This window comes from Pectobacterium atrosepticum (assembly GCF_000740965.1).
GTDB lineage: Bacteria > Pseudomonadota > Gammaproteobacteria > Enterobacterales > Enterobacteriaceae > Pectobacterium > Pectobacterium atrosepticum.
In genome coordinates, this window is sequence record NZ_CP009125.1 from 2,219,407 (window position 1) to 2,234,849 (window position 15,443).

11 protein-coding genes are annotated in these 15,443 nt (G+C 49.4%); 6 read left to right on the forward strand and 5 right to left on the reverse strand.

The window, feature by feature from the left end; all coding sequences use genetic code 11:
* The first annotated feature begins 329 nt into the window (after positions 1 to 329).
* The 3 genes from ldtD (at position 330) to GZ59_RS09770 (ending at position 3,529) form a co-directional block, all read left to right on the forward strand.
* On the forward strand, positions 330 to 2,072 hold the full coding sequence (gene ldtD, locus GZ59_RS09760) for a L,D-transpeptidase (RefSeq protein ID WP_039291482.1): 1,743 nt from the start codon (positions 330 to 332) through the stop codon (positions 2,070 to 2,072).
* Between the two features lie 179 nt (positions 2,073 to 2,251).
* The gene (mepK, locus tag GZ59_RS09765; protein ID WP_011094090.1) at positions 2,252 to 2,800 is read left to right on the forward strand and encodes a peptidoglycan L,D-endopeptidase MepK; all 549 of its coding nucleotides are present in this window, start codon (positions 2,252 to 2,254) and stop codon (positions 2,798 to 2,800) included.
* A gap of 81 nt (positions 2,801 to 2,881) precedes the next feature.
* The gene (locus GZ59_RS09770) at positions 2,882 to 3,529 is read left to right on the forward strand and encodes an MBL fold metallo-hydrolase (RefSeq protein WP_039291484.1); all 648 of its coding nucleotides are present in this window, start codon (positions 2,882 to 2,884) and stop codon (positions 3,527 to 3,529) included.
* Positions 3,530 to 3,600: 71 nt separating this feature from the next.
* On the opposite strand, the gene GZ59_RS09775 is transcribed toward GZ59_RS09770, so the two are convergent.
* The 4 genes from GZ59_RS09775 to pncB form a co-directional block, all read right to left on the reverse strand.
* Positions 3,601 to 4,791: an amino acid aminotransferase gene (locus tag GZ59_RS09775; RefSeq protein ID WP_011094088.1), complete on the reverse strand. Its 1,191-nt coding sequence runs from the start codon at positions 4,789 to 4,791 to the stop codon at positions 3,601 to 3,603.
* Between the two features lie 324 nt (positions 4,792 to 5,115).
* On the reverse strand, positions 5,116 to 6,228 hold the full coding sequence (locus GZ59_RS09780; protein ID WP_011094087.1) for a porin: 1,113 nt from the start codon (positions 6,226 to 6,228) through the stop codon (positions 5,116 to 5,118).
* A 295-nt stretch (positions 6,229 to 6,523) separates the two neighbouring features.
* Positions 6,524 to 7,924, reverse strand: a complete 1,401-nt coding sequence (gene asnS, locus GZ59_RS09785; RefSeq protein ID WP_011094086.1) for an asparagine--tRNA ligase — start codon at positions 7,922 to 7,924, stop codon at positions 6,524 to 6,526.
* Positions 7,925 to 8,114: 190 nt separating this feature from the next.
* Positions 8,115 to 9,320, reverse strand: coding sequence for a nicotinate phosphoribosyltransferase (gene pncB / locus GZ59_RS09790; protein WP_011094085.1), 1,206 nt, complete (start codon positions 9,318 to 9,320; stop codon positions 8,115 to 8,117).
* A gap of 223 nt (positions 9,321 to 9,543) precedes the next feature.
* Here pncB and pepN point away from each other — a divergent pair, with 223 nt between their 5' ends.
* The 3 genes from pepN (at position 9,544) to GZ59_RS09805 (ending at position 14,162) form a co-directional block, all read left to right on the forward strand.
* On the forward strand, positions 9,544 to 12,159 hold the full coding sequence (pepN, locus tag GZ59_RS09795; protein WP_011094084.1) for an aminopeptidase N: 2,616 nt from the start codon (positions 9,544 to 9,546) through the stop codon (positions 12,157 to 12,159).
* A 203-nt stretch (positions 12,160 to 12,362) separates the two neighbouring features.
* Positions 12,363 to 13,373, forward strand: a complete 1,011-nt coding sequence (pyrD, locus tag GZ59_RS09800; protein WP_011094083.1) for a quinone-dependent dihydroorotate dehydrogenase — start codon at positions 12,363 to 12,365, stop codon at positions 13,371 to 13,373.
* A gap of 201 nt (positions 13,374 to 13,574) precedes the next feature.
* The gene (locus GZ59_RS09805; RefSeq protein ID WP_011094082.1) at positions 13,575 to 14,162 is read left to right on the forward strand and encodes a cell division protein ZapC; all 588 of its coding nucleotides are present in this window, start codon (positions 13,575 to 13,577) and stop codon (positions 14,160 to 14,162) included.
* A gap of 65 nt (positions 14,163 to 14,227) precedes the next feature.
* Here GZ59_RS09805 and GZ59_RS09810 read toward each other — a convergent pair whose 3' ends face one another.
* Complete coding sequence (locus GZ59_RS09810) at positions 14,228 to 15,331, reverse strand: YcbX family protein (protein WP_011094081.1); 1,104 nt, start codon at positions 15,329 to 15,331, stop codon at positions 14,228 to 14,230.
* Positions 15,332 to 15,443: the final 112 nt, after the last annotated feature.

Consider the following 15,443-nt stretch of genomic DNA (forward strand, 5'->3'; position numbering starts at 1 on the left):
AATGCAAGTGGTGAATAGGTTCATCAAACGCGTAAGATAATAACCAGAAGAAGAAGCAAAAATATTTTTCTCTTTATATACTGACGATAAAACAATTGCAGGCCGTAGAGGGATTTGCGGTTGTACATTGTAAAGCGGCGTATCAGTAATATTTTACGCCATATAAAAAACGATCCTATTTCATTCTTTATCGTTTTCTACGATGAATGGAAAACGAAAGAATGTGCTTACGCCGGTGTGACCGTATACGAGCGAATTCGGTTTGTTATTTCCATGTTCAACGTGGATTGTCGTGAAGCATAGTGATTAATGAGTACAGGGGATAATGGATGTTGTTGTTACATAAACGAAAAATGGTCAGGCTGTTGTTGCGCGTGGGTTGTATTTGGGTCGGAAGCCTGTCTCCTTCGTTTTCGGTGCTGGCAGCATCTCCGACGGTGACATCCGGCCTATCACAAAGTTCGGGTGTGGTTTCTGTAGAAAATAGCCGTGCAGGGCTTTTGGCAGCGCTGCCGCATGGCATGACGGTACATTATCTCTCTGATTTATCATCGCTTTATGCTCAACACCAGATGCAACCTATGTGGGCAGATAATCGCGCGGTTCAGCAGTTTCAACAGCAACTCGCCGAATTAGCGATCGCGGGTATACAGCCGCAGTTCACCACGTGGGTGACCTGGCTAACCGATCCTCAGTTGACTGGGTTTGCGCGTGATGTCGTGCTATCGGACGCGATGCTGGGTTATTTGCAGTTCGTCTCTGGGGTAGAGCGCAGCGGTAATGACTGGCTGTACAGCAGCGTGCCTTATCGCCTGCAATCTCCGGCAGCTAATATCGTTGCTCAATGGCAGCAGGCCGTGAAATCAGGCACCAGTGCAGCCTATGTCGTGTCGCTGGCACCACAGCATTCGCAATACGCCAAAATGCATGAAGCATTGAGGACGATGCTGACGGACAATCGCCCGTGGCCGAGCCTGAACCTGACGGAATCTTTGCGCCCGGAACAGCAGAGTCAGGGGCTGACGGTACTGCGTGAAATTCTGCAACGTACTGGCATGCTGTCGTCAACAGAGAATATCACGCTGTTTAACGAAAATACCGCTGCGACAACCACATCGCTAACTGGGCAAGCGCCTGTCGTCGATGGCGTTACCAATGCAGACGATCGCTACACGGGCGAATTGGTTGACGCGGTTAAACGCTTCCAGCATTGGCAAGGGCTGGAGGATGACGGCGTGATTGGTAAACGCACCCGCGACTGGCTCAATGTGTCTCCGCAAATGCGTGCCACGCTGCTGGCGTTGAATATCCAGCGTTTGCGCCTGCTACCGGATAATGTTCACACTGGTATCATGGTAAATATTCCCAATTATTCGCTGATCTATTATCAGGATGGCGCTGAGCGTTTATCCTCACGTGTCATTGTTGGGCAACCTAAGCGTAAGACGCCGTTGATGAGTAGCTCGTTGTATAACGTGGTGGTCAATCCACCTTGGAATGTCCCTACGACACTGATTCGGCAGGATATCATTCCTAAAGTAGTACGCGATCCTGGCTATCTGGCGCGTCATGGCTATACGGTGTTGTCCGGCTGGAGTCAGGATGCAGAAGTGATTGACCCCTCGATGATCGATTGGCAGGTGGTATCACCAGAGCGTTTCCCGTATCGCCTACGTCAGGCGCCTGGTGCGAACAACTCGCTGGGGCGCTATAAATTCAATATGCCTAACTCAGAAGCGATTTATTTGCACGACACGCCGAATCACAATCTGTTCCAGCGTGATATTCGGGCACTGAGTTCCGGCTGCGTGCGCGTCAATAAGGCATCGGAACTGGCCAGTATGTTATTGCAGGATGCGGGATGGAATAATAATCGTATTTCTTCCACCCTGGATCAGGGAAACACCACCTTTGTTTCAATGAAACATCGGATTCCGGTCAATCTCTATTACCTGACCGCGTGGGTGGCTGAAGATGGCCGACCGCAGTTCCGAACAGATATTTACAATTATGATGATACCGCCAGAGCTGGGACGAAAGTACTGTCCAGAGCAGGACTGTTACTTCAGTAAGTATTGAAAACACGGACATTAGCGGTATTCGTATTTTATCGTTTTGCGGGGGATCGATGCGATCTCCCGCAAACCTGTAAGCAAAGCGGGTTGACTCACTTTTATCTGGCAGTTAAGGTTCAAGGCGGTGCGTTTTGTGCCTCCTTTTATACCGTTCTTTTAGCCAGGGTACTTGTTCTATGGATCACATTGACAATCATCGCCGTAAGTGGCTTGCACTGGGTGGTGCCGCGCTTGGTATCGCACTGCTTCCCGGTCAGGCATTTGCAACGTTATCTACCCCCCGACCTCGAATTTTGACGCTAGACAACCTGAATACCGGAGAGCGGCTAAAAACGGAATTCTTTGATGGCAAACGGTATAACAAATCAGAACTTTCCCGCCTGAATCACTTTTTCCGCGATTATCGCGCCAATAAAGTCAAAATGATTGACCCCCAACTTTTTGATCAGCTCTACCGTTTACAGGTCATGCTGGGTACCAACAAACCTGTGCAGCTGATTTCTGGTTATCGCGCGATAGATACCAATAATGAATTACGTGCGCATAGCAGAGGTGTGGCAAAGCAGAGCTACCACACGAAAGGGCAGGCGATGGATTTCCATATTGAAGGTGTCCAACTGGCCAACATTCGCAAAGCTGCCACCAAGATGCGCGCCGGTGGGGTTGGCTACTATCCTCGCAGTGATTTCGTTCACATCGATACCGGCCCGGTCCGCACCTGGTAACCTTCTCCCACAGCGCTACACTTTTTTGATACGGCTCGCTACTACATCGCGAGCCGTTTAGTTTATTCAACATGGAGTGATATGAAATATCAAATTGTTCCGGTGACGGCATTTAGCCAGAACTGCACGTTGTTATGGTGTGAAAAAACCAATGAAGCGGCGATCGTCGATCCTGGTGGCGATGCAGAAAAAATCAAACGCGCCGTTGCGGATGCAGGGATTTCGGTTAAGCAGATTCTGTTAACGCACGGCCATCTGGATCACGTTGGTGCTGCTGCGGAATTGGCCGAGCACTATCAGGTAGCGATTATTGGCCCGCAGATTGAAGACGCATTCTGGCTGGAAGGGTTACCGGCACAGAGCCGGATGTTTGGTCTGGAAGAGTGCGCGCCCCTGACGCCATCACGCTGGTTACAGGAAGGTGATGAGGTTAACGTGGGGGAGACGACACTGGCGGTTTTCCACTGCCCAGGTCATACGCCCGGCCACATTGTCTTCTTTGATGCTGAGTCGCGGCTGGCACAAGTGGGCGATGTTATTTTCAACGGTGGCGTAGGGCGTACCGACTTCCCACAGGGAGATCATCAGGCATTGATTGCGTCCATCAAAAATAAGCTGCTGCCGCTGGGTGACGATGTGACGTTTATTCCGGGGCACGGCCCGATGTCGACCTTAGGACATGAGCGTAAAACCAATCCTTTCCTGCGCGAAGATGTCGCGATTTGGTAGTATTTTATAGCGTTGAAAAGCTGAAATAAAAAAGCCGACACAGAATGTCGGCTTTTTTGATCGCAGAACGATCAGAGTACGGCAACAATCGCTTCGCAGAGTGGTGCCATGTTTTCTGGCGTCATTCCCGCAACATTGACTCGGCCAGAATTCACCGCATAAACGCCGAATTCGTCACGCAGACGCAGAACCTGCTCCTTGGTCAAGCCGCTGAATGAGAACATCCCATTCTGGTTGATGATGAAGGAGAAATCCTGCTGTGCGCCTTTTTCCTGCAAGGTATTCACGAACAGCTGACGCATACGCTGAATACGCTCCCGCATTGCCGTCAATTCCTGCTCCCAAATGGCCTTCAGCGCATCATTGCCCAAGATGGTAGCAACAATGGTCGCGCCGTGTGACGGCGGGTTAGAGTAGTTTGCGCGAATGGCGGCTTTCACCTGACTGAATGCCTTGTCTGCTGTTGCGGCATCAGCAGCAACCAGCGTACAGGCACCGACACGTTCATTGTACAGACCGAAATTTTTAGAGTACGAGCTGCATACGATCAGTTCAGCGTGCTTCGCAGCGAAGAGTCGCAGGCCTTCCGCATCTTCTTCGATACCACGGGCAAAGCCCTGATAGGCGAAGTCAAACAGCGGCAGCCAGCCTTTTGCTACCGACAGCTCGGCCAGCGTAGCCCACTGCTCAGCGGTAGGATCGATACCGGTTGGGTTATGACAACAGCCGTGAAACAGCACCACGTCACCCGCTTCTACGGCGTTCAGGCTATTCAGCAAACCATCAAAATCCAGTGCGTGGTTAGCAGCATCGTAATAGTCATACTGGCAAACTTCCAAACCGGCAGCAGAGAACACGTTATTGTGATTTGGCCAGGTTGGGTTACTGATCCAGATGCGTTTTGCTGACGTCTGATTTGCAATGAAATCAGCGGCTACGCGCAACGCACCGGTTCCGCCTGGGGTTTGTGCCGTACGAGCACGTTTGTCGGCAATGATGGCATTCTGCTTGCCAAACAGCAGTTCCTGCGTGCACTGACCGAATGCTGGCAGACCGTCAATGCCCAGATAGTTTTTGGTGGTTTCATTTTCCAGCAGATAGTGTTCTGCTTTTTTTACGCTGGTCAGAACCGGAGTTTTGCCGGTTTCATCTTTATAGACACCAATACCCAGATTGATTTTATCCGCGCGGTCATCGGCGCGGAAAAGATCGGTCAGCCCGAGAATAGGATCGGCCGGTGCAGCAGAGATATTTTCAAACATTGCCAGAATGTTCCATAACTGAGATGAAATAAGAATTCTCAGAGTACCGTCAGTAAAAGGCTTTGCCAACCGTTGATGTCAAAAAGAAAGGGAAATAACAGGGAGAAGGAGAGAGACGAAATAAAAGACTAGTTAGGCGAGAATAATTGGCGCAGCGTGGCGTAAAGCTGAAACAAAAAACGCGGTGAGAATTTTTCAAGTCGTTGGCAACGGCCTGTAAGGGTAGTGTGCTACCAACATAACAGGCAATAAAAAAGACAGAGCCGAGGCTCTGTCTTTTCCTGCAATACGAACGATTAACTCGTTACGTTATGCGGCGACAACTTAGAACTGGTAAGTCAGGCCAACAGCAACTTTATCGTCGTCGCTGATGCCGTAGGCATTGTCAGACTTAAGCAGATTGATGTCATATTCGGTGTAAACAGACATGTTTTTGTTGAATGCATAGGTTGCGCCCAAGCTAACATATTTGGTGATGTAATCATTTTTGTTGTTTGCATCATCTTTAGCTTTGCCAGAAACATACGCCAGAGATGGAGTCAAACCGAAATCGAAGTTGTATTGTGCAACAGCTTCAAAGATTTTGGTTTTGTCTGCGAAGCCATCAGTCAAAGCAACGCCCGCTGGGCCTGCAGTTTGACCAATATAGGATACGTTACGGTATTCACCATAGGTAGCAGCTAAATAAACAGAATTAGCTTCATATTTCAGGCCAGTGCCCCAAGCTTCAGCTTTTTTACCACGACCAGTCGTCGCATTGTTATTTTGATTATCAGTGCGGTTAACTGCAGCATAAGAACCTACGATGCCCAGACCGATATCTGATTCGTAGGAGGAAGATACGCCCCAGCCATCGCCGTTCTGTTCGTCAATATTGTTACGGCGATTTGTGCTGTCGCTGTTGTTTTTACCTTGGTATTGAACTGCGAAGTTCCAGCCATCAACTAAACCGAAAAAATCTTTGTTACGGTAGGTGGCAACACCTGTAGAACGACCAGTCAGGAAGTTATCAGAATTTGATTGATCTCCGCCCCACTCAGGCAGCACATCCGTCCAAGCCAGACTGTCGTATGCAATACCCAAGTTACGGCCGTAGTCGAAAGAACCGAAATCGGCAAATTTCAAACCAGCAAAGGCATAACGAGTTTTATCTGCGTTGGAGGAATTAGAGCTTTCTGCTCTGTTACCTTGAAATTGGTACTCGAAACGACCATAACCAGTTAATTCACTAGAAATCTGAGTCTCGCCTTTGAAGCCCAGACGTGCATAGGTTTTATCGCCATCGTTGCTATTGTCATCAGAGAAATAGTGCAGGGCGGTGATTCTACCAGTCAGATCCAGCTTGTTGCCGTCTTTGTTATAAACTTCGGCTGCGTTTGCTGCGCCTGCGATTAACAGAGCTGGGATTACTACTGCAAGAATGTTGCGTTTCATCATTATTACCCTCATTGGTGTTATTTAGACACCTGCCACTGCCATAAATAATTCTTTAGGGAACTATTCCTGAAAGTTTGGTGTCTTCCTGTGTCTGAACGCAGTTTTCCATTCACTCGCTAGTTAATCCACCCTAAAGATGCTACAAAGTTCGCAATCGAGTAACAAATGGAAATAATGTGTTTCTAAATGTAAAAATAAGGGAACTTTGTGAGACATAACAAAAATTAAAAAAAAAGAGCCGGAAAATCCGACTCTTCTTTTCTACATATTTGTTTTACTTATATTAAATTTTTATTTAGAAACTGGCATTCCGTGGAGTACGCGGGAAAGGGATCACGTCGCGCACATTTTGTACACCGGTAACATAGGCAATTAATCGTTCAAAACCTAAACCAAAACCGGAATGTGGAATGGTGCCGTAACGACGTAAATCACGATACCACCAGTAGTCTTCTTTATTCAGTCCCATCTCTTCCAGACGGCTATCCAGCGCTGCCAGACGTTCTTCACGCTGAGAGCCCCCGATGATTTCACCGATTCCTGGAGCCAGAACATCCATAGCGGCAACAGTTTTACCATCGTCGTTCATGCGCATATAGAAAGCTTTGATATCTTTCGGATAGTTTTTAACGACAACCGGTGCTTTGAAGTGTTGCTCCGCAAGATAACGCTCATGTTCGGAGGAGAGGTCAACGCCCCAGTAAACCGGATTTTCAAACTGCTGGCCGCAGTTCAGCAAAATCTCGACGGCATCGGTGTAATCTACCTGTGCAAAATCGGAGCTGACGAATTTTTCCAGTCGAGTCACCGCTTCTTTATCGACGCGCTCGGCAAAGAACGCCATATCATCGGCACGCTCGTTCAGTACGGCTTGGAAAACATATTTCAGTAGATTTTCTGCCAGAGCAGCGACGTCATCCAGAGAAGCAAAAGCCACTTCTGGTTCGATCATCCAAAACTCAGCCAGATGGCGGGCGGTGTTGGAGTTTTCTGCGCGGAAAGTCGGACCAAAGGTATACACGTTGGACAGCGCACAAGCGTAGGTTTCGCCATTCAACTGACCGGATACGGTCAGGAACGCTTCTTTACCGAAGAAATCTTTGCTGAAATCTACTTTGCCTTGTTCGGTACGCGGCAGGTTTTCCATATCGAGCGTGGAAACACGGAACATTTCACCTGCACCTTCGGTATCAGATGCAGTAATCAGCGGGGTAGACACCCAGAAATAACCGTTCTCGTGGAAGAAGCGATGAATCGCCTGCGCCAGCGTATGACGAACGCGCGCAACGGCACCGATCAGATTGGTTCGTGGACGCAAGTGCGCGACTTCGCGCAGGTATTCGATACTGTGACGCTTTGCTGCCATCGGGTAGGTATCGGGATCGTCAACCCAGCCGACGACGTTGACGTTGGTCGCTTGCAGCTCGAAGCTTTGGCCTTCACCTGGAGAGGCGACGACGTTACCGGTGATTTCAACGGAGCAACCGGTAGTCAGACGCAGTACGTCATCCTGGTAATTCGAGAGATTATTATTAACGACAGCCTGTAATGGATTAAAGCAGGAGCCGTCATAAACGGCGATAAAGGAGATACCGGCTTTAGAATCTCTCCGGGTACGTACCCAGCCGCGCACGGTGACTTCGCTGTCAACGGCAACACGGCCTTGCAGTACATCGACTACAGGCACTACGCTCATAAAATTCTCTCTTTAATTAATCGTGTGTAAGAAATATATCGTGTTTAAACGATGAGTGGCCCAATCCAAGCCATTTGCTATGTTACTTGCGATGCAACAGGACACAAGCAGAAATCACCAGAATGGCGCGAAGTTTTCGCTCATGCTGGTGAGTCTGCTGCAAAGTTGGTCAACCTCATGGGGGAAAGCCTTAACTGGCCTTTTTCACGCGGGGTAAGTCAAACGCTTTGCGTAACTCGCACACGAAGTTCTGATCCTGACAGATGGTTTTACCCGGGCTATCGGAGAGTTTCGCTACCGGTTTGCCGTTACATTCTACCAGCTTGATCACGATATTCAGCGGTTTCACGCCGGGAATGTCACACGTCAGGCGTGTACCCATGCCAAATACCAAATTCACGCGCTGGCAGAAGTGACGATAAAGCACCAGCGCTTTATCCAGATTCAGATTGTCGGAGAAGACCAGTGTTTTGCTCATCGGATCGATGTTCAAGCGTTGATAATGAGCAATGGCTTTCTCTCCCCAGTCAACAGGATCGCCAGAATCGTGGCGTAGCCCCTGATAGGCCTCGGCGAACGGTAAATCGAAATCACGCAGGAAGGCATCCATGGTGATGCAATCGGTCAACGCGATGCCCAAATGCGTGGGATATTCACGTAACCACATTTGTAGTGCGGCACGCTGGCTGTTTGCCAGCGTCGGACTAATCTGCTGATGCGCCTGAAACCACTCGTGCGCCTGCGTGCCGACAGGTGTGATGCCCAAACGGCGCGCCAGATCGTAATTGCTGGTGCCGATGAGATAAGGAAAATCGGCTTGCAGTGCCGTCACGATGGTTTGCTGGATATCACCTGAGAAGCGGCGACGCGTGCCGAAATCCATCAGTTTGAACTGACTGAGATCAACATTCATGCTGTTCTGGCGGAAACTTTCTAACGAGGTAGAAAGCTGAGCGACGGCCTGCTCTGTCGTGACGTTGGGCGAACGATGCCGATGCACGACTTCGCTGATCACCGCAAGCAGAGGAACTTCCCACAAGATCACTTCACGCCACGGCCCGGTGATGCGGATATCCAGCTTGCCAGCATTATTCTTAATCGAAACCTGCTGTGGATTAAAACGGAAGTTCCGCAGCCAGTTGAGATAATCCTGCTGAAAGAACGGCAGAGAAGAAAGATAGGTGAATTCATCGTCACTCAATGACAGGAAACGCATCAGATCAACCTGATGGGCTATCTCGTCGGCGTAAACGCCTAATAACTCATCACCGCGACAGCGAAACTCAGCCGCAACGTCGACATCATAGTAGTGATGATACACTGCCTGTTGCATGTGCAGCTTGTAGGCATCGGTATCCAGCAATGAGTGTAGAATCGGGGAAGTGTGCAAAGTCATAATGCGTTACAGCATCCTTGTAAGATGCCTATCCACCATCGGGACAATCAACAATGTTCGGTCAGTATACCTTGATTATCCGTTTATTACATTACGACAACATAGCGAGACGTGCGGGAGTGAACCACGGTACGATGATTATCCTCATTATTTTGTCGTGGTAACATTAAGATAACAGGCTTAGACTTGATCCTTGATGCTTATGACGAGGTGGAAACATTATATGAATCAACAGCCGCAAATAAAATATCGCCATGACTACCGTGCGCCGGATTACACCATTACCGACATTGCACTGGATTTCGATCTCCATGCCGAGAAAACTCGCGTAAAAGCCGTTAGTCAGGTGGTGTTGCAGGGGGAAGCAGGCGCGCCGTTGAAGCTGGATGGTGAAGGGCTGACGCTGATTAGCCTGAGCGTCAATGGGCAGCCGTGGACACATTACCAACAACAGGACGATGGCCTGATTGTGACGCAATTGCCCGCGCGTTTTACGCTCAGCATCGAAACAGACATCAATCCCACCGCCAATAGCGCGCTGGAAGGGCTATACCTCTCTGGCGAAGCGCTTTGTACGCAGTGTGAAGCCGAAGGTTTCCGCCACATTACCTATTATCTCGACCGACCGGATGTGTTGGCGAAATTCACGACACGCATCACAGCAGATAAAGCTCGCTATCCTTATTTACTCTCTAATGGCAATCGTATTGCACAAGGAGAGCTGGAAGGTGGACGCCACTGGATTGAATGGCAGGATCCGTTCCCGAAACCCGCTTATCTGTTCGCGTTGGTTGCCGGTGATTTTGATGTCCTACAGGATCGCTTCACGACACGTTCTGGCCGCGATGTTGCACTAGAGCTGTTTGTTGACCGCGGTAACCTCGATCGCACCGGTTGGGCGATGACTTCGCTGAAGAATTCGATGAAGTGGGACGAAGAGCGTTTCGGCCTGGAATACGATCTCGACATCTATATGATCGTCGCCGTTGATTTTTTCAACATGGGGGCGATGGAAAACAAAGGGCTGAACGTATTTAACTCCAAATACGTATTGGCGAAGGCAGAAACCGCGACGGATAAAGATTATCTCAACATTGAAGCGGTGATCGGCCATGAATATTTCCACAACTGGACGGGCAACCGCGTCACCTGCCGCGACTGGTTCCAGCTTAGCCTGAAAGAAGGGTTGACGGTGTTCCGCGATCAGGAGTTCAGCTCCGATCTGGGTTCGCGTCCAGTGAATCGTATTGATAACGTGCGCGTGATGCGCGGTGCGCAGTTTGCTGAAGATGCCAGCCCGATGTCGCATCCGATTCGTCCCGATCAGGTGATCGAGATGAATAACTTCTACACGCTGACGGTCTATGAAAAAGGATCGGAAGTGATCCGCATGATGCACACCTTATTAGGTGAAGAAGGCTTCCAGGCTGGCATTCGTCTGTATTTTGAGCGTCACGACGGCAGCGCGGCGACCTGTGATGACTTTGTATTGGCGATGGAAGAGGCCTCCGGTGTCGATCTCACGCAGTTCCGCCGTTGGTATAGTCAGTCAGGTACGCCGGTGTTGACCGTGCGTGATGACTACGATCCACAGACGCAACAATATCTGCTGAGCGTGAGCCAGATGACGCCAGTCGGTGCCGACAAACAGCAGAAGCTGCCGCTGCATATTCCGTTGGATATTGAGCTGTACGATCTGCAAGGGCAGGTGATCCCGCTACAGAAAGACGGTCAACTGTTGTCGTCTGTGCTCAATGTGACCGAATCCGAACAAACCTTTATTTTCGATCAGGTGCCTTGCCGTCCGATTCCTTCTTTATTACGTGAGTTTTCTGCGCCGGTAAAACTGAACTATGCCTGGAGCGATGAACAACTGACGTTCCTGATGCGTCACGCAAGCAATGCATTCTCACGTTGGGATGCGGCGCAGAGCTTACTGGCTAACTATATCCGTCTGAATGTTTCCCGCTATCAACAGAAGCAGCCGCTTTCCGTGCCGATGCATGTTGTCGATGCCTTCCGTGGCGTGTTACTGGATGAAAAGCTGGATCCGATGCTGGCTTCTCAGATTCTGACATTGCCGAGCGAAAACGAAATTGCTGAGCTGTTTGACATCATCGATCCTACTGCAATCGCTGCCGTGCGTGACAGTATGACGCGTACGATGGCGAAAGAGATGGCAGATGAGTTTCTGGCGGTATACCACGCGAATCACGCGCCGCAGTATCGCATTGAGCACGCGGATATAGGCAAACGCGCGCTGCGCAATGTCTGCCTGCATTATCTGGCGTTCAGCGATGCGGATCAGGCGGATAAATTGGTACAGGCGCAGTTCCGTCAGGCGGATAACATGACGGATTCGCTGGCAGCGCTGTCTGCGGCGGTAGAGGCTCAACTGCCGGTGCGTGATGAACTGCTGACGCAGTTTGATAACCGCTGGCATCAGGATGGCTTGGTCATGGATAAATGGTTTGTGCTGCAAGCCACCAGTCCGGCAGATAATGTACTGACCCGCGTGCGTGAATTGCTGCAACACCGTTCATTTAGCCTGAACAACCCTAACCGCCTGCGTTCGCTAGTGGGGGCGTTTGCGGCGTCGAACCCGTCGGCTTTCCATGCCGAAGACGGCAGCGGTTATCGTTTCCTGACGGAGATTCTTACCGATCTGAACACTCGCAATCCGCAGGTCGCAGCAAGGATGATCGAACCGTTGATCCGTCTGAAGCGCTATGATGCTAAACGTCAGGCGCAAATGCGTCAGGCGCTGGAGCAGTTGAAGACGTTGGAAAATCTGTCTGGCGATCTGTTCGAGAAGATCAGCAAGGCACTGCAAGACTAATCCCGCCACGCTAATCCTTCTGTCACACGCGGTAGCCTGCCGCGTGTGACATTTTCCCTTACGCTAATTTCTTACTTCCGCAAACGTTTTACTTTCCGCAGAGATGGCACTACCATCACCGACCGTGAGTTAAACCGTAATCCACTATTGCTGACTTCCAGCGTAGGCAAGATACCTTTACGATAGGGATCTCAGGAGACAATATGTTCTATCCCGTTATCAAAAAAGCCCTGTTTCAGCTCGATCCAGAGCGTGCACATGAGCTGACCTTCCAACAATTACGCCGTATTACCAACACGCCTTTTGAATTTCTCGTCCGTCAATCCGTTCCTACTAAACCAGTTACCTGCATGGGGTTATCTTTTAAAAACCCGCTGGGTCTGGCTGCGGGATTAGATAAAGACGGCGAATGTATCGATGCATTAGGCGCAATGGGATTTGGTTTTATTGAAGTGGGAACGGTAACGCCGCGTCCACAATCCGGTAATGACAAACCGAGACTATTCCGCGTAGTGGAAGCGGAAGGGCTGATCAACCGGATGGGCTTCAATAATAAAGGCGTGGACTATCTCGTCGAAAATGTAAAGAAAACGCGTTTTGGCGGTGTATTAGGCATCAACATTGGCAAGAATAAAGATACGCCAGTTGAGCAAGGTAAAGACGATTATTTGATCTGTATGGATAAGGTTTATCCTCACGCGGGTTATATAGCTATCAACATTTCGTCACCCAATACGCCGGGATTACGCAGCCTGCAATATGGTGAAGCATTAGACGATCTTTTACTGGCGATAAAGAATAAGCAGACAGAATTAAAAGAGAAGCATCAGAAATACGTCCCTGTGGCGGTAAAGATCGCGCCGGATCTTTCCGAGGAAGAATTGATCCAAATTGCCGATAGTCTGGTTCGTTATAACATTGATGGTGTGATTGCCACGAACACGACACTCGATAGAAAACTGATTCAGGGATTAAATCACTGTGGGCAAACGGGTGGATTAAGTGGACGCCCGTTACAAACAAGCAGCACGGAAATTATCCGCCGTTTGTCACAGGAATTAGCAGGACGTTTACCTATTATTGGCGTTGGCGGAATTGATTCTTTGGTCGCCGCGCGTGAAAAAATGGATGCTGGTGCGTCACTGGTACAGATATATTCAGGCTTTATTTTCCACGGTCCTCGTCTGATTAAAGATATCGTTACACATATTTAATCCGAAATGCCTTTCATTTCTAACTGGGGGTTTATTTATCCCCCCAGCTAGTCTATATTTTATCCGTTTGCGTAAATAAACTATCAACTGATGTCTGATCTTCTTACCACGATGTTTATGACGATGAAAGATTATTGCGATGTAAGAAAATACAATCAGCCATTTCTGATATTTCTACTGTGAAGGCGAAGGGTAAATAATATGAAGTTAAAACCTGACGATAACTGGCGCTGGTATTTTGATACTGAACACGATCGCCTGATGTTGGATCTGGCTAACGGCATGTTATTCCGTTCTCGTTTTCCGTCTAAAATGCTAACGCCGGATGCATTTAATGAATGTGCATTTTGCGTTGACGATGCCGCGTTATTTTTTACCTATAACGATAAATGTCAGAAAGCGGCACTGCATCGCGACCTTCAGGGCGAATTAGTCTTGAACGCGCTGGTGGCAACCCGATTCCTGAAACCGTTAATGCCGAAAAGCTGGCATTTCATCCAGCAGCCGGATGCCATGACGTATTCACCGCAGGCGGGTGACGTTGTACAAGTGCAGCTCACCGAAACACATGAAACAGCGTGCTTTTTGGTGGCGGAAGCGGGAGATAAAGCCTGTCTCTGTCTGCTGGCGCAAGAACAGCTGTCATTAAGTGGGAAAACCATGCTGCTGGGCGATGCCATAAAAATCATGCACGATAGATTAATTCTGGCCGTTGTTCAGAATAGGTCTGAGTGGGAAACCACACTGGGTGAAGGCACGTCGGCATTTGAGTATGCCAAAGTCGTCTAATCCCCCCTGGTATCGATTCCTCATACTTCAAGCTGCATGCATGTGTGTTGTTGCACTTCATCGAATTATTGCAGATGAATGTCGCTCTGCGGAATACAGCTACAGGTAAGAATCTCGCCGTTTGCTCTGATAGCGCTTTGCTTCAGTGCAGAAACCTCTCCGCTGACTAACGTCAATTTACAGCAACCGCACAGTCCTGCTCGACAAGAGTAGGGGACTCGAATGCCCTGTTGCTCCAACTGCTCCAGTAAAATCTGCTGATTGTTCCCTTGCAGTGATTTTCCCTGATAGTGAATGGTGACGGCTTGTTCGCTTTTTTCAGGCACGACAAGGCTTTCGACGACTTGACCGGAACCATAAGGACGCGGCGGTTTGGTCGCTAAGACTTCCAGCGTGTCGCCCACTCGAATGATGCCCGTATTTCTGGCTACCAGGTTTTGCCCAAAATCAACGTCGCCATTTTCGGCAGTGCGGAAAGATTGCAGCGTTGCCAGCGGCTCTGCTGACGGGTGTTTACGGCCACGTTCGGTGCTGACGGTGGTCAAAATGCAGCGACTACAGGGTTTGACGACGTCAAAAATAACCTCGCCAATACGAATGGTTTTCCAGCTATCTTCGGCAAAGGCTTCCGCGCCAGTTACTACCAGATTAGGACGGAATTGCTCAATTTTGATTCCGGCAGAGCAGCGCTGGCGTAGCGCCTGAAATGATGCATCATTGATTAACAGAAACGGATAACCGTCGGCGAACGCCAATGGAACTTCCGGATAATGCTTAACCCGCCGAGATGGTTCACTGCCCACCCAGCGAAGCTGCACGGAACGCTGGAAATAATGACTTAACCAACGATTGATAGCGTCGGGTGCGACGAGCGCGGTGAAGTGCGTTCCCCAGACTTCTGTCGGCTGTGGGGTTTCAATGAAGTCGGCAAAACGAATGGTGGCAGTTTGGCCATCCGGAGCGGCAATAAACAGCCCATCCGGTAGCAACGCGGGAGTAAATAACACCATTTGTGGATACTGGCGGGCAGTAATAAAGGTGCCATCAGATTCAGTAATCATGAAGGCACGATCGTTCGCCAAACCGCTGACGGACGCCATCGCGTGGGACAGTTGTAGCCCTCGCATCGATTTGACTGGATGTATATAAAGCCGCGTTACGCCGATCACTGACCTATTCCTTGCCGAAGTAAAGCGGCAACTTTATGACAAGCGTCTCGGATTAGCTATAATGCGCCTCAATTTCTTTCTTTAATGTATTTCTTTTTGGTGATAGTGACGA